The sequence below is a fragment of the Mesorhizobium sp. P2_D1 genome, assembly GCF_056404455.1.
Genome location: NZ_JBFUDZ010000008.1, coordinates 1 through 19216, shown reverse-complemented (window position 1 = coordinate 19216; position 19216 = coordinate 1). Strand labels below are relative to the sequence as shown.

Genomic DNA, 19216 nt, shown 5'->3' with positions numbered 1-19216 from the left:
ATGTCGTCACCGGCGACATCGCCACGTCCCTGGGCAGATCGGCGGTTGACCCGCCGACGTCGGATCAAACTCAGAGGTGACTAGGTGACCATCGCTGCATTGTCCCCCGATACCGCCAACAGGCGACACCTCGGCAGGTTCGATTTGTCGACGCCGCTCTTCGTGCTGCTTGCAGTGGTTCTGTGTGTGCTGGTCCTGCTGCCTTTGTTCTGGCTGGGATACTACGCCCTCACCAACAAGGCCGGTTCACCGACCCTGGCGAACCTGGCCCGTCTCTTTACCGATGCCACAATTCGCCGGGCCTTCCTTATTTCGCTGGGCATGGCTGGTTGCGTGGGCGTGTTCTCTTGCCTTGTGGCCACACCACTCGCCTGGCTCGTCGCGCGCACCGACATGCCGGGGCAGCGCCTGGTCCGCAGCCTGGTGACTGCATCCTTCGTGACGCCGCCATTCCTGGGTGCCATTGCCTGGGCGATGCTGGCCGCGCCCAACAGCGGCATCCTCAACAACATCTACCGCTGGGCATTTGGCCTCGATCAATCGCAGGCGCTGTTCAACATCTACACCTTCACGGGACTGGTGTTCGCGGTCACCTGCTACTCGTTCCCCTTCGTCTTCACGCTCGTTGCCAACGCCTTCGACAAGGTGCCATCGGATCTCGAGGAAGCGTCGGCGATCCTCGGCGGCAAGCCAGGCACCACATTGCGGCGGGTGACCCTGCCGATGGTGCTGCCGGCGATGCTCGCCGGGTCTCTGGTCGCCATCGTCCAGGCCTTCACCATGTTCGGTTCGCCGGCTATCCTGGCGCTGCCTGCCGGGTTCCACGTTCTCACCACCAAGATCTGGAGCTTCTTCCAGTTTCCTCCACGGCTTGATCTCGCGGCAGCAAGCGCGGTGCCTTTGCTTGTGGTCACAATGCTCTTGCTGTGGGGGCAGAGATGGCTGCTTGGGCGCCGTGGCTACACCGTGCTCGGCGGCAAGAGCGGCACCCCCCGGCGTGTGAAGCTGGGCAACTGGAAATGGCTGGCGGGCGCATACGTGCTGTTCATCCTGTGCGTGACGATCCTGTTCCCCTACCTGGCCTTGCTCAAGGTGGCGCTGACCCACAACATTTCCGAACCGCTCAGCTGGAGTTCCTTGACGCTCCATAACTTCAATTTCGTGCTGTTCGAATTCTCCAGCACGCGGCTCGCCATCTGGAACACCCTGATCCTCGGTCTGGCTACTGCAACGATCGCGACCGGCATAGCCCTTGTCGTGTCCTATCTGGTTGCGCGCCGCGCGGTGCCGGGCGCCTCGCTGCTCGGCATGCTGGCGACCGCGCCGATTGCGATTCCGGGCATTGTGCTGGGCGTTGGTCTTTTCCTGGCCTACGCCAATCCGACTTTCGGCCTCTACGGCACGCTGTGGATCCTGCTGATCGCATTCCTGACGATTGAGCTTCCGGCTGGTTACCAGCAACTGTCATCGGCCTTCCATGGCGTGCATCCGGAACTAGAGGAAGCCAGTCGGATTCTCGGCGCCACCCGCCTGAAGACCCTTTGGCAGATCACCGCGCCATTGTTGCGTACCAGCCTGATTGCGGCGTGGTGTTTCGTCTTCATCGGCACCATCCGGGAACTGTCGGCGACGGTCCTGCTGACGACGGCGCAGACCAAGCTGGTCTCGGTCATCATCTACGACCTCAACGAAAGCGGCGACTACGGCGCGATTTCGGTGCTTGGTATTCTGCTGCTGGTGGTCTCGTTCACCGTCGTCTTCATAGCCAACAAGGTTCCGGTTCTCGGCGGCGCGGCGCCAAGGAGTGGCAGTTGATAGGATACAGCTTGGTTCCACAGCAATTATCGGCGTTTCGCTTGACAAGAGGAAGTATCGTCTCAGTCATGGGCCCGATTGGACGCGTCGGCATCAATTCGATGAGGGAGACCAAACCATGGATGATGCGCAGGCTACGCGTTGGCGCCCATCGGGGCCTGACCACGCAGGCGGTATCTTCCGTGACGCATTGAATGGAATTCAGGCCCATGGCTAACGAAACCGAGAACATGCAGGGATTTTCGCCAATCGACTTTTTGCGCACGCGCTCGCTTGCCAATGTCGTGCAGCACGAAATCGAGCGAATGATTGTCGAGGGGGAATTCACACCCAACGAGAGGATCAACGAAAACGCCCTGGCCCAGCAACTCAAGGTCAGCCGGGGACCGATCCGCGAGGCGTGCAGCGCGCTGGCCGCTCTTGGGCTGATCCAGGTGATTCCCAATCGCGGGTTTTTCGTGCGCGAACTCAGCGAAGACGAAGCCCGTGATGTCTCGGAGGCCCGTGCCTACATCTTCGCCTGCATGACCATGAGCGTTGCCGAGAGGATCACCGACCCCGAGGTCGCCAGGCTGCGCGCGCTCGTCGACCGCATGGACGCGCTGGCCAAGACCGGTGAGGTGAGCCAGTACTACCCGGTCAATCTGGAATTCCATTCCGAACTGGCCAGGATGTGTGGCAACGCACGCCTGGCGCAGATCTATCTCGGCCTCGCTCGCGAGCTTCATATCCAGCGCTATCGAGCATTGGCGAGTGGCGACGTGCTCGACATATCCAACCGCGAGCACAGGGCAATAGTTGAGGCTGTTGCCGCCCGCGACCCGCAACGGGCTTTCACGGCCGGGCGGGAGCATATCGTCAATGGCACCTCGCGAACGCGCAGGGCCAACGTCGCTTTGCGCCACGGCTCCGACTGACGCTCACCCATTCCCGTAGTCGAGGTCCGAGGACAGATACCGCGGCAGCATTTGCATGCCTGCGGTAGCAGCTGTCCGACGAACTGAAAACTTGGTTGCTCTGTCGACAAAAAATTGTTGACAGTTTACCAAAACTGCCTTCCTACTCTTCTGCATCAGGCGGCCATGACATGGAGTCGAGCTTGAACTCGATGCCTGGTTGGCCCGCTACAATTTCGATGGAGAGGACTATCAATGCACGACACCGCACCTGCAGGTCTCACGAATTATGTGGCGGAATTCGTCGCGTCGGCCGCTCCGGAAGATCTGCCGGACGACGTCGCGGCCCTTGGCAAGAAGTCGATACTGGACGGCATTGGGCTGGCTCTTTCAGGCTCGGTCGCGCAAAGCGGCGACCTCGTCCGCCGCCATCTCGATGAGCTTGGACTGATGCCGGGCGCCGCGACCGTAATCGGAGCGGGCCGCAAGGTTGCACCGCGCTTTGCGGCATTCGCGAATGGTGTCGGCATCCATGCAGATGATTATGACGACACCCAATTGGCCGTCGCCACGGATCGCGTCTACGGCTTGCTGACACATCCCACGGCGCCTGCATTGCCCGCGGCTCTGGCTATTGGCGAACAGGTGGGCGCCTCGGGCAAGCAGGTGATGCTGGCGTATCATCTCGGCGTCGAGGTCGAGTGCAAGATCGCCGAAGCCATCGCGCCCCGCCACTATCAGACGGGATTTCACGCCACGGCCACTTGCGGAACGTTTGCCGCGGCCGCGGCTGCGGCGTGGCTTTTGCGTTTCGACGCCAAAACCACGGCTCGTGCGCTTTCGATCGCAGGCAGCCAGTCGGCTGGTTTGCGTGAGAATTTCGGCACGATGACCAAGCCGTTCCATGCCGGGCGTGCATCGGAAAGCGGTGTCGCCGCCGCACAGTTCGCCGCCCATGGATGGACTGCCACCGACAAGATACTGGAGGCCCCGCGCGGGTTCTTCCAGGCGGCCGGCGGCGGTTACGATGAGAACGCAATTCGCGGACGCCTTGGCGCTCCCTGGACGTTCGCCAACCCAGGCATCTCGATCAAGCCGCATCCCTCGGGGTCGTTGACCCATCCCGGCATGACTGAGATGGCGCGCCTCATCCGTGAGAATGACATCAAGGCCGGGGATGTGAAGCACGTGCGCATCGGCACCAATTCCAACATGCCGAACGCCCTGATCCATCACCATCCGCATGATGAGTTGCAGGCCAAGTTCTCCATGGAATTCTGCATGGCCATCCTGCTGCTCGACGGCAAGGCCGGGCTTGGCGAGTTTACGGACGCGGCAACGCAACGCGACGACGTCAAGGCCATGATCGACAAGGTGGATTTCGTCATCGACGAAAAGGCCGAGAAGGCAGGCTATCACAAGATGACGACGATCATCGACGTCACGCTCAATGATGGCCGCGTCATCCATGGCGAAGCCGATTTCGGCAAAGGCAGCCCCGCCAATCCGATGAGTTATGAAGAGGTTGCCGACAAGTTCCGGGACAACGCGGCTCATGCCCGCCTTGCCCGTTCGGCGGCCGACGAGGTCGTCGCGCTGGTACGTGACCTCGACGAACAGCCCTCGCTCGAACGCTTGATGGCCCTGGTCGCCAAGGCCGGCTGACGGTCTTCGTGGCGTTACGCCGCAGCCGGCATTCAGAAAGGTTGGTTCGATGGCCCATCTCACGATCGGCATCCTCAATGGCGATGATATCGGACACGAAATCGTGCCTGCTGCCGTGCGCATCGCCCGGGCCGCCGCGGCGCGAACGGGTCTCGACATCGACTGGCGACCGATGCCGATTGGCCGCTCGGCGCTCGACACACACGGCTCGACGATGCCCGAAGGCACGCTCGAGACGCTTTCGACACTCGATGGCTTCATACTCGGTCCGATCGGACATCGCGCCTATCCAAAGGTGATTGGCGCGATCAACCCGCATCCCATCTTGCGCAAGCACTTCGGCCTTTTCGCCAACGTCCGTCCGACGCGCTCGTTTCCCGGACTTGGCGCGCTGTTCGACGATGTCGATCTCGTCATCGTTCGGGAAAACAATGAGGGCTTCCAGCCGGATCGCAATGTGGTTGCCGGTTCGGGAGAATTTCGTCCAACGCACGATACGACCATTTCGGTCCGCGTCATCACCCGTGCTGGCAGCTATCGCGTGGCCAAGGCCGCACTCGAACTTGCCAGAACCCGGCGCAGGAAGCTGACGATCGTTCACAAGGACACCGTGTTCAAGCTCGGCTGCGGTATGTTCGTGGAGGAGTGCTACCGGGCCGCCGAGCAGTTCCCTGACGTCGCTGTCGACGAGGTGATCGTCGACACCTTTGCCATGCGGTTGCTTCGCGATCCCCAGACATTCGATGTCGTCGTCACCACAAACATGTTCGGCGACATACTGAGCGACGAGGCAGCAGGCCTCGTCGGCGGGCTCGGCATGGCGCCCGGCCTGTGTATCGGCGAAGGCAACATAGCCATGGCGCAGGCGGCGCACGGGTCTGCTCCCGATATTGCCGGAAAGGGCATCGTCAATCCCTATGCGATGGTCGAATCCACCCGCATGCTGCTGGAGTGGCTTGGCCACAACCGCGAGATTGCAGAGGCGCTCGCCGCGGCGTCGATCATCGCGCAAGCCACCATTGCCGCGCTCTCGCGGCCCGAAACGCGCACGGGCGACATACGCGGAACCACCAACACCGAAGGAATGACCAGCGCCATCGTCGCTGCCATCGAGAAGGAATCTGAAAATGTCCTTGCATAAGATCGCTGTCATCGGCGGCGATGGTATCGGCCCGGAGGTGGTTGAGGCCGGCGTCAAGGTGCTGGAAACGCTAGCCGACGTCGAGCCAGGCCTTGCCTTCGATTTCAAGCGCTTTGACTGGGGCTCGGACTATTATCGCCGCAACGGCCGCATGRTGCCGCAAGATGGTCTGGCTCAGATCGAGGGCTTCGATGCCATCTATTTCGGTTCGGTCGGCGATCCGAACCTTCCCGACGACATCACGCTCTGGGGTCTGCGCCTGGCGATCTGCCAGGGGTTCGACCAATACGCCAATGTGCGGCCGACGCGTCTGCTGCCCGGTCTGACCGGTCCGCTGCGCCCCGAACTCGGCAAGCAGATAGACTGGGTTATCGTCCGCGAAAACAGCGAGGGCGAATATGCCGGCGTCGGCGGTCGCGCACATCGCGGCCTGCCGATCGAGGTCGGCATGGATGTCGCCGTCTTTACCCGCACCGGCATCGAACGGATCGCCCGCTTTGCCTGCGACCTTGCCATGTCGCGCCCCCGCAAGCTGCTGACAGTGGTGACAAAGTCGAATGCACAGCGCCATGGCATGGTGCTCTGGGACGAAGTCGTGCGCGAAGTGGTTCGCGACCACCCTGGTCTGACTGTCGACTGGATGCTGGTCGACGCGATGACGCAGCGCATGGTCAACAAGCCTGGCAGCATCGACACGGTTCTGGCGACCAACCTCCACGCGGACATCCTTTCCGACCTGGCTGCGGCACTTGGCGGGTCGCTCGGCATCGGCTCGACATCGAACATCGATCCGGCGCGCAATCGTCCGTCCATGTTCGAACCCATCCATGGTTCGGCCTTCGACATTACCGGGAAGGGTGTTGCCAATCCGCTTGGATCGTTCTGGACGGCGAGCTTGATGCTGGACCATCTGGGTGAGCAGGCTGCATCGCGACGTCTCATGGTTGCGATCGAAACCGTTACCGGTAGAGGAGAATATCTTAGCCCGGATCTTGGTGGCGCAGCCAACACCGCCGAAGTAACGGCCGCTGTGATTGCCGCGCTTTCGGGCGTGAACAGTCCAGGATCCTGAGGCTTACCCGCACAGATGTGTTGTGGGCGCGGCGACTGTCCCGTCAACCACCGAGGCCGTCGCGGATCGCGCTGAAATAGCGGTCGGTTCCGACCTGTCCGCCCTTAAGCGCAACCTCCAGTCCGTCGATCACCGCAAAGCGCGAATGGGCGACGCATAGCGGGGAGCCTGGCGAGGCAGGCAGCGGCATCCGCACCGTCAGCGCGTCGATGCCCATCTGGCCGAGCGCATGGCTCGAGGTATCGCCGCCGGCGATGACCACGCGCCGCAGTTTCTGTTCGATCGTCAGCGCGCGAAGCAGTTCGCCCAGACCGCGGCCGAGCTTGTGGCGGGCGCCTTCCTGCCGGTCGATTTCGCCGCCCCTGTCGGCGGCGGGGCCAAGCGCGGTGTAGAGGATGACGCTGCGCCCGGCTTGCAAGCTGGCGCGGCCGCTTGCCGCCGCACGCGCGATCACCTGCTCGGAAGCCTCCGAAACCAGTTCGACAGGATCGACCTCGATGCCGTCGAAACCGTCGCTCAGGGCATACCGGATCTGTCGTTCGGTGGTCGGCGAGCAACTGCCCGATACGACGGCGATCCGGTCGGCAGCACCCGGCGGTGTGAAGCCTGGTCCAGTGCTGACGATGTCATTCGAAGCCCATTCGGCCAGCAACGCGTATTCGATGCCGGACGAGCCAACGACAAAGGAGCCGCCTGGCTTGCGGATGCGCCAGATCTCTTTGCCGGCCAGTGCCTGGGTCCCGTGGCTATCGACGTCGACAAGCACGATAGCCGCGCCATTCGCCACGAGGCGATCGAATGCCTGCGACCGTGACGCAGATTGCAGGGTCGCCAGATCCAGTAATCCCGAGGCAAGCCCGGTCTGCCGCGACAGGTGGATCAGCAGGTCGGATTCATCCATTGGCGTCGTTGGGTGGCGGCTCATCACCGGATGGCGGTCGACGCGGAAATATTGGTCTCGATAGGCGGCGAACAGATGTCCAAAGGCGGTGTAGCGCTTGAGCTGCGGCGCGCCGACCAGCAGCGGCACGCTGTCCTGACTGAACACCGAGCGGCCGATCTCGATCGCCCGGCCGATGCTGCCGGTCGTCGGGCTGGAATCGAAGGTCGAGCAGACCTTGTAGTGACAGATCGCGGCGTTCAGCGTCTTCAGCCAGGTGAAAGCGTCCTTGAGATGCGTGTCCATCCAGTGCGGCGTCTCGCTGCGGCTGGTGCCGGCCAATCCGATGGCCTGGCAATGTGAGAAACGCGAAAGTTGGGCCTTGTCGGGCTGGCGCATGAACAGCACCGTCTGCACGCCGCCGAGCTCGAGCGCTTCCATGACGTCGGTCGAGCCGGTGAGATCGTCGCCATAGTAGCTGAGCAGCAGGTTCTGCATGGCGTCAGGCCGCCCTGCCATCGCCGAATTTTTCGATCGACCGTGCCAATTCGGGATGAGTCAGGGCGAAGTCTGCCAGCGGAATGCCGTCTACCGCCGCTTGCCAGGCTTGCTGCACTGCGCGGACGCCGGCGCCCGGCCCGTCCGGATGGCTGACGATGCCGCCGCCGCAGAGATAGAGCAGATCGACCGTGCGGCCGGTTCGCTGGTAGGTCTCCGGCGCCTGCCCACCCCATTGGCCCGAGCCCGCCACGGGCAGAGCGCAATCATCGGGCGAGAAGATCGGCGTGGTCACCGCCTTGAAGGATTCGACGAAGGATGCATCCGGCTCCCAGTATTTCGAGGCGATGCCGTTGATCTGGAACTGGTCGACGCCGAGCAGCCGCCAGAATTGCTGCCAGACCTTGAAGTCCATCCCGAGGCCGGGRTGGCGGGTGAGGATGTCCCAGCCATTGCGGTGGGCGTGCAGCACCAGGCTGGAGCGTTTTCTCAGGAACGCCATGCCGCCGAAGCCGATCGAATTGATGTTGACCACCGCGCAATTGCCGCCGGCCATCGCCACCAGATCGTGGTTGCGCATCATCTCGTCCGGGTCGGCATGCGAAATGCCGAAGGCATACATCACCTTCTTGCCGGACTTCTGCTCGTGGTCGAGGATCAGCGGCATGATCGCCTTCACCCGCTCGGCCAGTGGCGAATAGGCCGGGCTCATCAGCTTCTCGTCGTCCTTGATGAAATCGACGTCAGCTTCGATCAGCTCGCCCACCATCGCCGCCGTCTCGTGCGGCCGCAGCCCCAGCGCCGGCTTGACGATGGTGCCGATGATCGGGCGCTCCTCGACACCAGTCAACCGGCGGCTGCCGGCGACGCCGAACTGCGGGCCTGGGTGCGCGCCGCGGAATTGCTCCGGCAGCTTCATGTCGACGATGCGAATGCCGGACAGCCCTTTGATCGAATAGGTACCGCCGATGGCGATGGTCATCAGCGCCGCAAGGTCTGTGCCGATCGCGTCGAGCGGAAATGCGATGTCGACATCGGCGCGCTTGAACGGCCCATCGCCGGCTTCCGGAATGGAGGGCTGCATGGCGTCGGGCAGATGCCGGATCGCCAGGACGCGCGCAGCCACCCTGGCCTTCAGCTCCTCGGTCTCGCCGGGCAGCGCAACGAAGGTGCCGGTCGATTGGTCGCTGGCGATCTTGGCCGCCAGCACCTCGATGCTGTCTGATGTTTCGATGCGATAGGTGAGGGTGATCATGGTCCGCCGTCTCAAGCCCGGGCGTTCGAAAAAGGTTCACCGATGCTCGAAATCTGGTATAATGAGTACATAAGTATTGCAAGAGATATCCGAGTGGAAGTTTGGTCTGGTCGACCCGACCGCAATTTCCGGGAATTGTGGCGGCAGTGTTAGATAGGCCGGATCAAGGGAGTGATTCGTGACGATGAACCGTTCCGAACCGATTGTCCGGCGCAAGCTTTCCGACGAGGTCTTCTTGCGGCTGAAGCGCCTGATCACCAGCGGCGAACTGATGCCGGGCGATGACATGCCTTCGGAGCGCGAACTGATGGAACGCTTCGAGGTTGGCCGTCCGGCGATCCGCGAGGCGATGCAGGCGCTGAGCAATATGGGGTTGGTGGCGATCTCGCATGGTGAGCGCGCCAAGGTGCTGCAGCTGACCGCCAAGTCGATCATCAGGCAGGTCGACGGCGCAGCCAAGATCATCCTGTCGTCGTCGAAAGACACGTTGGAGCACCTCAAGAACGCCCGCATCTTCTTCGAGCGAGGCATGGTCAGGGAAGCAGCCGAGAAAGCCACCGCCGAGGATGTGCAGCGGTTGCGCGCAACCGTCGCCGAGCAGCGCAGCTTTCGCGGTGATTCCGAAGCCTTCATATCCGCCGACATGAAGTTTCATACCCAGATCGCGGCGATTTCGGGCAACCCGATCTACGTCGCCGTCAGCGAGGCGATGCTGGGCTGGCTGAAGGAATATCACACCGAAATGCTGATCTGGACCGGCAAGGAAAAGTTCACGCTGACCGAGCATGAAGAGATCATCGGCCGCATCGAGAAGAAGGATGCCGACGGCGCCGAGAAGGCGATGATCAAGCACCTCGAGCGCTCGCGTGCGCTCTATGTGATGAACTCCGAAAAGTGAATCCGCAGGTTCAGCCGAACCGGGTGATCGCGTAGGGCGTCATGACCGGGTGGCCTCTGCCCAGCGCTGAAATGTCGACCGGCACGTCGTTCGCTGTCAGGTTCGCCAGCCACACGATGGTCTGACCGGAAGCGGAGCGCCCGGCCAGCGCCAGCACCTTGGTCTCATCGCTCGTCGTTGCCGCAACATGTGCGAGGCCGGCCAGTTCGCAAAGCCCCTTGATGGCCCTGAAGATCGGCCGGGGTGATCCTTCCGCGGCTGGCTCGCCCGGTCCCGCCAGCACGCCGAACGGCCCTGTCAAGCCGGAGAGCGTCAGCATCTCCAGCCCCGCCGGTGCGACGCGTGCCGCATAGCCGATCGTCCATGCGGCCCCGAACAGGCCGGCATGGCGCGGATCGCGGTCGGCCATGGCAATGCGCTGTCCCCGGGGATTGGACTTGGTCGCGCCGCCATAGGGGTTCTGGCGCATGGCAATCGTCGACGGGCCGATCCGGTAGGGTGTTTCTCCGAAGATCGCCCGAACCGATTGGGTGATGAAGGGCAGCGCCTCCAGCGATTGCATGACGCTGAGATCGTCGGCCGCATGCACGATCGGGCAGGTGCAATGAGTGATGAAGTCGAGCAGGTCCGCCGGCACGCGTTTGCGGTTGAGTTCGGTGAAATAGCTGAACATGCCGCCGCCGAGACGGATGTCGGGGAAGGCGCGGCGGGCGGCGGCATAGACGGTTTCCAGCGGCGGACACTCCGGCCATGCGCTCCCCGGCGGCGTCGACTGCCGGTCGACCGAAGGCGAGACGGCGATGGCCGAAAGTTCTAGCCCTGCCTCGTGCACCAAGCTGGCGACAGCTGAAAATTCAGCCTCGAGATCGCCCACGCCGGCAACAACGCATTCGAGCGTCGTCCGGGCCGGGTAGGCTGCCGCGACCCGGGCAAAGGATCGCAAGGCGTCGAGCCCATGGCCGCGCGTTGGATCGTAGTGAAACAGCAGCTGTTGCGGGCCGAGTGTCGACAGCGTCAAGAGGGTCGCCGGTGCCGTCTCGACATCCTCGGGATAGATAATCACGCCGACATCGGGCAGCTTCCTCGGTCCGGCCTCGCCGAGCTTAACGCGGACCGGTTCGTTGGCCACGGAGGCAGCCGGTGCTCTGCCCTCACCAGTGATCAGCAGGCTGATTGTCTGGCGCAGGGGCTGGCCGGCCGGCAGCACATAGGGCCACGGCAAAGCGAGTGGCCGCACATAGGTCTTGTAGGAGGCATCCGACCAGTTGCGCTGGTCCTCCATTTCGAACACGTCGCCTTCCATCCGGCATTCGGCACTGAGGCCTGGCCGCACGTCATGCGTGATCGCACGCAAATCCCTGAAGGGCTGCCACGGGTCGATCAGCAGCGGAAGCTTGGTCGCGACCGTGCTGCCGTCGGTGTGCTTGACCGTCACCGGGCTGCCGGCGAGGCCGGCGATCGGATGCAGGACGCAGAAGCCGCAGCGATTGGTTTCGAAATCGCTTTCGGGAAGGGCGCTGACGTCGAAGACCAGTTGGCCATCGGAGGAGCCCTTGATGGTGGCGCGGAAGCCGAGCCGGCTTGCGTCCGGCCCGGTGCAGCTTGCCGAATAGCGGATCGAGAAAGTGTCATTGCCCTGGTCAATGACAAGGTCGGTCAGTTCGGGCTCGTAAGTGCCCCAGTCGCGATCCCTGACGATGTAGGCGATGGCCCGCAGCACTTCGGTACCGCCATGGCGGACGGTGCGCAGATTGCCGTTGACGAAGTCGGCGCTGAGCGCACCGGCGCTCAGCCTGACCGGCTCGACCTCGGTCGCATCCGTGCCGTAGAGGTGAAAGGTGTCGGCGGTCATCTGAGCAAAGTGTCGAGTTGCACCGGCTCGCGGCTTGCAGCACCGGCGTAGGCGGCCTCGACCAGTGCGAAGGTCTTAAGGTTGTCGGCGCCCGAGGTCGCGGGCTCCGTTCCCTTCGCCAGGCAGTCGACCCAGTGCTGCTGGATGGCAACGACGCTTTCCTGGATGTTGTGCCAGGGACGCGATGCCCAGGGCAGCAGCGGCGGCGAGACGTCGCTGACCGCCGTGCCGCTTTTGCCGGTGACGGTGAGCCGATACCCCTGTGCCAGTCGGATCGTGCCGTCGCTTCCGTCGATCTCGATCAGCGTTTCGGGAAACGGTTCTACGGCAAGCTTAGTCGCGTAGCTGCAGTCGACCACCGAAGTGGCGCCATTGGCATGGTCCATCAGCATGGTCGCCACGTCCTCGCCGGCGATAGCAGGGTTGATGCGCGCCGTTCGCGTCGTGATCGTCGAGACGTCGCCCAGTAGGAAGCGGGCTATGTCGAGGATGTGGATGCCGAGATCCTCGATGATGAAGCGCTTTCCCGTTGCCAGATAGGGCTGGCCGGAAAACACGTCATAGGCGGAGCGGAACGAGATCCGCCCGAAGAACGGCGTGCCGATCTCGTTGCTGTCGAGTACGGCGCGCACCGCCTGGATTGGTGACTGCCAGCGAAAATTCTCATGCACCATCAGCGGCAGGCCGGCATCGGTGCATGCCTTCACCATCGCCTTGGCATCGGCAAGCGTTGGCGCGAACGGTTTTTGACAGATCGCCGGCACGCGGTGTTGCGCCGCCATCTCGACCAGCGCACGATGGCTTGGCGCCGTGGTGGCGATATCGACGAAATCCAGGTTCTCGCCGTCAAACAGGGCCATCGCGTCGATGTAGCGCCTGGTAATGCCGAACTGGTCGCCGACGATCCGCAGCCGGTCGGGATCGCGGTCGCAAACGGCGACGATCGTGGCGCCAGCGATGTCGCGCCAGGCATGCATCTGGTTGACGGCGAAGAAACCGCAGCCGATCAGCGCTCCGCGCAATTCCACCATGCTCAGCCTGCCTTTGCCATCTGCATCAATGTCACGCGACTCTGCAGCCGGCGCTGCGCCTGGTCGACGACGACGGCGACGATGATGACCAGGCCCTTGATCACCATTTGCCAGAAAGAACTCACCCCCATCATCACCAACCCGTCCGAAAGAATGCCGATGACGAAGGCACCGACTATGGTGCCGCCGATCGTGCCGCGACCGCCAGACATCGAGGTGCCGCCGAGCACCGCCGCCGCGATGGCATTGAGCTCGAAACTTTCGCCCGTCGCCGGATGCGAGGCCATCAGCTCGGACGAGATGATCAGGCCGACGATTGCCGCGCAGAAACCGGAGAACATATAGACGAACATCTTCACCGTGTTGACACGGACGCCCGAAATTCGCGACGCCCGTTCGTTGCCGCCAACCGCGAAGATATGGCGGCCGAGCGGCGTGTATTTGGCGAGATAGGCCGCCGCCAGCGCAACGACGATCAGGATCCAGATCGCCACCGGCAGGCCGAGCAGCCGGCCGGCGCCGAGGAAGCCGAACCCGGTGGTGCCCAGTTCCGGCTTGCCGACAAGGTTGGGGAAGGTGCGGCCGTCCGACGACAGCAGCGCCAGGCCGCGCGCGACATAGAGCACGCCGAGCGTGGCGATGAACGGCGCGACGTTCAGTCTCGTGATCAGCAATCCGTTGACGGCGCCGATCAGGATGCCGACCGCCAGCGTGATCAGCGCGATCTCGACGACGTTGAAATAGATGGTGTAGCCGATCTGCAGGTCGATGCCGTTGAGCACGAGATAGCCGGCCACCATGCCGCACAGGCCGACGATCGAGCCAACCGACAGGTCGATGCCGCCTGTGATGATCACGAAGGTCATGCCCATGGCCAGGAACGCATTCAGCGCCACGTGCTTCGACATCAGGATCAGGTTGGCGGTCGACAGGAAATTCGGTGCCGCGATCGAGAAGAAGACCAGCACGGCGATCAGTGCGATGAAGGTCCTCGCCTTCATCAGTGTCAGCAGCAGCGAGCCGCTCGATGCGGAGGGAATAGCCGCCTTGGCCGGGATGTCAGTCATGGGCGGTGTACTCCGTGTGCGGGACCGGGCCGTGGCCAAGCGCCGAGGCGGCGACAAGGGCGGCCTCCGTCGCCTCGGCGCGATCGAACATGCCGGTCAGTTTTCCATTGCTCATCACCGCGATCCGGTCGGACAGCGCCATCACCTCGTCGAGGTCCGAGGTGGCGAACAGGATGCCCAATCCGTCGCGCGACAGTTTGCGCATGGTGCGGAAGACGTCGGCCTTGGCGCCGACATCGATGCCACGGCTGGGCTCGTCCATCAGCAGCACCTTCGGGCCGGTGAGCAGTGCCTTGCCGATCACCACCTTCTGCTGGTTGCCGCCGGACAGCGACGAGACCTCCTGTGCCGGATCGGCAACCTTGATCGCCAGTTCCCGCACCATCTGCACCACCGCCTGCCTTTCGGGGCCGCCGCGGATATGAAACAGGCGGACAAACCGCGACAGGCTGGCCAGCGTCAGATTGCTGGCAACGGAGAGGATCGACACCAGCCCTTCGCGCTGGCGGTCTTCGGGGATCAGCGCCAGCCCGCGCCGGATGCGCCGCGTCGTGTCGCGTTCCTTGACCTGTTTGCCGGAAATGAAGATCGTTCCTGTGGCCTGGCCATGGCGGCCCATGATGCAGTCGAACAGCTCGCTGCGTCCCGCGCCCATCAGGCCGTAGATGCCGAGGATCTCGCCGGCGCGCAGCGACAGCGAGACGTGGTCGACAGCAAGACCGCCGGTCGCACGCGGCAGGCAGATGTCATGGGTGCGGAATATTTCTTCGCCTGGAACATGGCCATCGGCCTTGGCGAAATCCTTGGCGTCGGACCCAATCATCTGCCGTACGATCCACCGGGTCTCGACGTTTCTCATTTCCTCCTGGCCGGTGATGTGCCCGTCGCGCAGCACGGTGATGTAGTCGCCGATGCGGATCAGCTCCTCGAGCCGGTGCGAGATGTAGACGATGGCCACACCGCGCGCCTTGAGGTCGGCAATCACCTTGAACAGGATCTCGACTTCCGCGGAACTCAGTGCGGAAGTCGGTTCGTCCATGATCAGGATGCGCGCATCGAGCGAAACCGCCTTGGCGATCTCGACCAACTGCTGCTGGCCGATGCGCAGGTCCTCGACCAGCATGTCGGGCCGGATCCCGGCCTGCAGGCGTTCGAGAAATTGCGCGGCGCGGCGCTCCTGTTGCTTGCGGTCGATCTTGCGGAACCGGTTGGTGATCTCGCGGGTGGCGAAAATGTTTTCGGCGACGGTCAAATTGCCGAACAGGTTCAACTCCTGGAACACCATGCCGATGCCGCGGTTCACGGCGTCGGCGGACGACGAGAAGGAAACTTCTTCCCCTTCCAGGAGGATCCGGCCGGCAGTAGGTCGTTCTACACCGGCGATGATCTTCATCAGCGTCGATTTGCCTGCGCCGTTTTCGCCGACCAGCACATTGACCGCGCCTTTGCGCACCTCGAAATTCGCTCGCTTGACCGCAACCGTGCCGGAATAGACCTTGGAGACGTCTTCCAGCTTCAGAATGACATCGTGATCGCTCATGGCCGCGGCCCGATTTCTGCCTCCGCCGGCGTCACCAGCGGCAGGTCTTGGCTGCCTTCGAGCGTATAGGCGCCGAGAACCTTGGCGGTGCGGCCTTCCAGCGCTTCACGCGGCAGCTTCGAAAGCACGGTCTTGTCGGCATACGCGTTGAACGCCTTGCCGAACTGGGCGAAGTCGATCTGGTTGGTGAAGTCGTTGAACTGGACGAAGTCGAGGCTGTCGCGCAGCGCCGTACCGCGCATGGCGGGACCGATCTGCACGCGTGCATCCGCCTTGCCGTCGCCGTCGACATCGATGTCCATCGTCGCCGCGCGCGAGCCCGTGTTTGCGGCAACGATCTTGCCGTCAACACGAACCGCGAAGGTCCACGGCGAATTCGCCTGCTTGTTCGGATTGCCGTATTTGGCGCCGGCAGCCGCCGGGTCGGCTTTCGCCAGGGCATGAACCTCGGGAAACGGTCCGGCTTTCTGCTTGAGATAGGGCACCACCTTCGCCGCCCACAACGCCTCGACCATCTTGTCGGGATTGAAGGCGGCAGCGCCGCCGCTATCACCCGAGGGGGTCGGCAGAACCTTGCAGCTGGCAAGGCTGATGCCGAGCGTCACGGCAAGGATCGACCAGGTCGGCTTGTTCAGCATGGCGGTTTGTTGTTCAGCATGGCGGCCTCGGCATGATGGTCGGCATCCGCAGAAAATGGCGGCGAGGGACGAACCGAGATTCGCCCCTCGCTATTCATGTCACGCCGGCTCAGTTGGTCAGCGCGAAGGTTTCCAGCTTGGGGGCGTTGTCGCCATTGACCAGGAGGCAGTCCATCAGCTGCTTTTCCTTGGCCGGCGACTTCTTGTTCTTGATGAAGTCGTTGGCCTGCTCGACCGCCATCTGCGCCTGCGCAAAGGCCGGCTGCAGGACTGTGGCCTTGATGCCGCCCGCGGTGATCGAATCGCGCACGTCGTTCGACCCGTCGAAGCCGACGACAATGACGTCCTTGCGGTTTGCCGCGACCAGCGCGGCATAGGCGCCCATCGCCATCGTGTCGTTGCCGGAGATGACGCCCTTGATGTCCGGATTGGCCTGCAGGATCGATTCCATCTTGGCGTAGGCTTCGGTCTGGCTCCAGTTGGCCGACTGCTGGGCAACCATCTTCAGATCTGGATAGTCGTCGATGACGTCGTGATAACCCTTGGAGCGAATGCCGGCATTGGTGTCGGATTCCTTGCCGACGAGTTCGACGAAATTGCCCTTCTCTCCCATCAGCTTGACGAATTCCTGCGCGCCGAGCTGGGCGCCCTGGTAATTGTTGGAAACGATCTGCGCGACGGCAACGCCGGTGGCATTGATCTCGCGATCTATCAGGAACGAAGGCACGCCCGCGTCCTTGGCCTTCTGCACGGCGGCAACGGTGGCGTCGGCGCCGGCATTGTCGAGGATGATCGCCTTGGCACCGCGGCCGATCGCCGTGTCGATCAGCTCGGACTGCTTGTTGGCGTCGTCATCATGGACGAGCACCAGCGCTTCATAGCCGAGTTCCTTGGCCTTGGCCTCCGCGCCGACAGCTTCCGCCTTGAAGAACGGGTTGTCGTGCGAGGGCGTGATGATGGCAATCAGATCGGCAGCATAGGCTGGCGCGGCCGTGCCAAGCGCCAGCATGYCGGCAAAAGCCGCCAGTGTCATTCTGCGTGTCAGTTTCATGAAGTCCTCCCGTTTGAAAAACAATTTGCCGGCATCACCCGGGCCGTCGTGCCCCCCGGCAGTCCTCCGCTCGTCCAGGCCACGAATTCCCTGCGAAGCCTTGGCCTGAGCTTAAGAAATAGCTAAGCCAACTGGTATGATGAGTCAATCACAAATTCAGATGATATGTACCTGATGAGCGCGTTTTCATGAGGGCGTCGACGGCCCAAACTCTCGCAAGCGCGGTTTTCATCTAAGGGTCTCGGCCCTTCCGGCCGTTCCGCCTGAACTTCGCTTCAGGTGATGCGCTGAATGCTGGCGGCAATCTCCTCCGGCTCGAAGACCCGCTTCCAGTCGTCGCGCATCAGCACCGGCTTTCCAAACTCTATTGCCTTGTTGCAGGCGTCGGAGAAGACGCCCTTGGTTTCGCCGAAGATGACAGCGCCAAGCACGTTCATATGGCCGAGCAGGAAATCGAGAGCCGCCTGTTTGTCGACGCCGCGCGCAACGACTTCATCGACGGCTTCCTTCATGACGACGAGCAGCGAGGCGCAGACGGTCTCCGAAAGACCCGGTTCGAGCAGCGCCATCTGATCGACAGTGACGCGGTGCGAGCGCATCACCGGCGCCCAGATGATCTTGGCGATCGCCTCACCCTTGGCATAGTCCTCTTCCGGGCCCTGCATCAGCGCACTAACCATGTGCTGCTTGGCTTTGACGCCGCCGAAATAGTCCTTCTTGGCCGCCATGTCGGTTTCGTCGTTGAAGATTGGCGGATGACAGGGATGGGTGACGAAATAGGTCAGGTCCGGCCGCTTGGGCAGATGGCCGGCGAAAGGTGCCGCGGCGTCGAGCACCACCACCATCGTGCCTGGCACGAGCTTGCTCTCGATGCTCGCCGCGACCTTGCCGATATGTGTATCGGGAACGGCCAGGATCACCACATCGGCGCCTTTGAGCGCGTCATCGGCACTGACGGCATCGAAACCCAGCCCCGACTTCAGCCGCTCGCGGCCGGCCTCGCTGACCTCGACATGGCGTATCGTGAAAGGCGAGCCGCGAAAATTGGTCGACAGGCGGTAACCCATTTTCCCGCCGGCACCGAACAGTGCAATCGTCGTCATGTATCACTACTCCCGATGTCCAACGATGGATCAACCAATCGTCATGTTATCAACTGGTATAATCACTCTACCAAAGCTTGGCAATCTTCATCCGGCGTGGATGCCGATGGTTCATGGACCATCCCTGGCAGGCATGCCTGGCGCTGGTCGAGGCTTGCTAGGAGTGCGCCGTCGCAGCGGCGCAGCTGGATGACGCAATCGGCGAGACAAGACCTCCTGGGTCTCTACTTGGCCCATTGCGGAACGTGCAGCAGATCACGCAGGCGGATCGGCAAGCTGGACGAAGCGCCCAATTCGGCACAGCTTGCCTCCCAACGCCCGAGATACTCGGCGATCGGTAGACCGGTGCGGCCGGGCCAGCGGTTGAGTGCACCCAGTGCCTCGACGCAATCCGGCGCGCGGTCGTATTCGGCGAGAATGGTCACGGACATCGCCTGAGCGAATGGATTGAGGCCGGGTATTTCGATCTCGCTGCGATGGTCGGCGAACCACGCCCCGGCGTCGCTGGTGAGCCCCTGGCTGTCGGCAAGCGCGGTATAGCTTCGGATGATGTTTTCGCGATACTTGGCAATGGCATCGCCGAAGGCGTTGTCGCCGGCGAAGGGCGGGGCCTCCTTCCAGCTTTTCGCCAGACGCCCGAGCCCGCGCAGCGAGTGGGCCTCCACCATTGCTTCCTCGAGCCACTGGCAGGGCGCCGCCGGCTTGGCGTCCGCCTGCCAGCTGTTGCAGAGTACATGGCCGAGCTCGTGGCCGAACTGGTAGGCGAGCTTCGACCAGTCACGCTCGCCGATATCGACGATGATCCAGGCCATGC

At 62.8% G+C, this 19216-nt stretch carries 15 protein-coding genes and 1 pseudogene; 6 read left to right on the top strand and 10 right to left on the bottom strand.

What is annotated here, in order from left to right; genetic code table 11:
- The first annotated feature begins 84 nt into the window (after positions 1-84).
- From AC1D0I_RS08900 to AC1D0I_RS08880, 5 genes are all read left to right on the top strand, one after another.
- Entirely contained in the window at positions 85-1815 is a 1731-nt protein-coding gene (locus AC1D0I_RS08900; protein WP_245330953.1) for an ABC transporter permease, read from the top strand.
- A 209-nt stretch (positions 1816-2024) separates the two neighbouring features.
- Positions 2025-2732, top strand: coding sequence for an FCD domain-containing protein (locus AC1D0I_RS08895; RefSeq protein ID WP_477303500.1), 708 nt, complete (start codon positions 2025-2027; stop codon positions 2730-2732).
- 234 nt (positions 2733-2966) lie between these two features.
- Complete coding sequence (locus tag AC1D0I_RS08890) at positions 2967-4376, top strand: MmgE/PrpD family protein (RefSeq protein ID WP_477394447.1); 1410 nt, start codon at positions 2967-2969, stop codon at positions 4374-4376.
- Between the two features lie 49 nt (positions 4377-4425).
- On the top strand, positions 4426-5517 hold the full coding sequence (locus AC1D0I_RS08885; RefSeq protein ID WP_477225728.1) for an isocitrate/isopropylmalate dehydrogenase family protein: 1092 nt from the start codon (positions 4426-4428) through the stop codon (positions 5515-5517).
- Positions 5504-6589 (top strand): tartrate dehydrogenase, encoded by a 1086-nt coding sequence (locus tag AC1D0I_RS08880; RefSeq protein ID WP_477394445.1) that lies wholly within the window; start codon positions 5504-5506, stop codon positions 6587-6589. Before AC1D0I_RS08885 ends, AC1D0I_RS08880 begins: the two co-directional genes overlap by 14 nt.
- A 43-nt stretch (positions 6590-6632) precedes the next feature.
- On the opposite strand, the gene AC1D0I_RS08875 is transcribed toward AC1D0I_RS08880, so the two are convergent.
- Together AC1D0I_RS08875 and oiaX are read right to left on the bottom strand one after the other, a co-directional pair.
- Positions 6633-7967, bottom strand: coding sequence for a four-carbon acid sugar kinase family protein (locus AC1D0I_RS08875; RefSeq protein ID WP_477226406.1), 1335 nt, complete (start codon positions 7965-7967; stop codon positions 6633-6635).
- A 4-nt stretch (positions 7968-7971) separates the two neighbouring features.
- Complete coding sequence (gene oiaX, locus AC1D0I_RS08870; protein ID WP_477225730.1) at positions 7972-9222, bottom strand: 3-oxo-isoapionate-4-phosphate decarboxylase OiaX; 1251 nt, start codon at positions 9220-9222, stop codon at positions 7972-7974.
- Positions 9223-9406: 184 nt separating this feature from the next.
- On the opposite strand from oiaX, the gene AC1D0I_RS08865 reads away from it, so the two are divergent.
- Complete coding sequence (locus AC1D0I_RS08865) at positions 9407-10120, top strand: transcriptional regulator NanR (protein ID WP_095080521.1); 714 nt, start codon at positions 9407-9409, stop codon at positions 10118-10120.
- A gap of 10 nt (positions 10121-10130) precedes the next feature.
- On the opposite strand, the gene apnL is transcribed toward AC1D0I_RS08865, so the two are convergent.
- The 8 genes and pseudogenes from apnL to AC1D0I_RS08825 form a co-directional block, all read right to left on the bottom strand.
- Positions 10131-11972, bottom strand: coding sequence for a D-apionate lactonase (apnL, locus tag AC1D0I_RS08860; protein ID WP_477394443.1), 1842 nt, complete (start codon positions 11970-11972; stop codon positions 10131-10133).
- The gene (locus AC1D0I_RS08855; protein ID WP_477394441.1) at positions 11969-13003 is read right to left on the bottom strand and encodes a Gfo/Idh/MocA family protein; all 1035 of its coding nucleotides are present in this window, start codon (positions 13001-13003) and stop codon (positions 11969-11971) included. The genes apnL and AC1D0I_RS08855 overlap by 4 nt, the downstream gene beginning before the upstream one ends.
- A gap of 2 nt (positions 13004-13005) precedes the next feature.
- A complete protein-coding gene (locus AC1D0I_RS08850) occupies positions 13006-14070 on the bottom strand; it encodes an ABC transporter permease (protein ID WP_457153137.1) in 1065 nt (354 codons plus the stop codon).
- Positions 14063-15610 (bottom strand): sugar ABC transporter ATP-binding protein, encoded by a 1548-nt coding sequence (locus AC1D0I_RS08845; RefSeq protein ID WP_477394438.1) that lies wholly within the window; start codon positions 15608-15610, stop codon positions 14063-14065. The genes AC1D0I_RS08850 and AC1D0I_RS08845 overlap by 8 nt, the downstream gene beginning before the upstream one ends.
- Positions 15607-16248: a DUF2291 family protein gene (locus AC1D0I_RS08840; protein WP_477394436.1), complete on the bottom strand. Its 642-nt coding sequence runs from the start codon at positions 16246-16248 to the stop codon at positions 15607-15609. Before AC1D0I_RS08840 ends, AC1D0I_RS08845 begins: the two co-directional genes overlap by 4 nt.
- Before the next feature lie 109 nt (positions 16249-16357).
- Positions 16358-17299: a substrate-binding domain-containing protein gene (locus AC1D0I_RS08835; protein ID WP_477394435.1), complete on the bottom strand. Its 942-nt coding sequence runs from the start codon at positions 17297-17299 to the stop codon at positions 16358-16360.
- Between the two features lie 275 nt (positions 17300-17574).
- A complete protein-coding gene (locus AC1D0I_RS08830) occupies positions 17575-18402 on the bottom strand; it encodes a phosphogluconate dehydrogenase C-terminal domain-containing protein (protein WP_477394433.1) in 828 nt (275 codons plus the stop codon).
- Positions 18403-18626: 224 nt separating this feature from the next.
- Positions 18627-19216, bottom strand: a pseudogene (locus tag AC1D0I_RS08825) (hypothetical protein); the annotation flags it as partial.

Coding starts and splice junctions, on each gene's coding strand:
- AC1D0I_RS08840 (WP_477394436.1), bottom strand. CDS start 16,248: ATGCTGAACAAGCCGACCTGGTCGATCCTTGCCGTGACGCTCGGCATC.
- AC1D0I_RS08890 (WP_477394447.1), top strand. CDS start 2,967: ATGCACGACACCGCACCTGCAGGTCTCACGAATTATGTGGCGGAATTC.
- AC1D0I_RS08875 (WP_477226406.1), bottom strand. CDS start 7,967: ATGCAGAACCTGCTGCTCAGCTACTATGGCGACGATCTCACCGGCTCG.
- AC1D0I_RS08895 (WP_477303500.1), top strand. CDS start 2,025: ATGGCTAACGAAACCGAGAACATGCAGGGATTTTCGCCAATCGACTTT.
- AC1D0I_RS08855 (WP_477394441.1), bottom strand. CDS start 13,003: ATGGTGGAATTGCGCGGAGCGCTGATCGGCTGCGGTTTCTTCGCCGTC.
- AC1D0I_RS08850 (WP_457153137.1), bottom strand. CDS start 14,070: ATGACTGACATCCCGGCCAAGGCGGCTATTCCCTCCGCATCGAGCGGC.
- AC1D0I_RS08865 (WP_095080521.1), top strand. CDS start 9,407: ATGAACCGTTCCGAACCGATTGTCCGGCGCAAGCTTTCCGACGAGGTC.
- apnL (WP_477394443.1), bottom strand. CDS start 11,972: ATGACCGCCGACACCTTTCACCTCTACGGCACGGATGCGACCGAGGTC.
- AC1D0I_RS08830 (WP_477394433.1), bottom strand. CDS start 18,402: ATGACGACGATTGCACTGTTCGGTGCCGGCGGGAAAATGGGTTACCGC.
- AC1D0I_RS08845 (WP_477394438.1), bottom strand. CDS start 15,610: ATGAGCGATCACGATGTCATTCTGAAGCTGGAAGACGTCTCCAAGGTC.
- AC1D0I_RS08885 (WP_477225728.1), top strand. CDS start 4,426: ATGGCCCATCTCACGATCGGCATCCTCAATGGCGATGATATCGGACAC.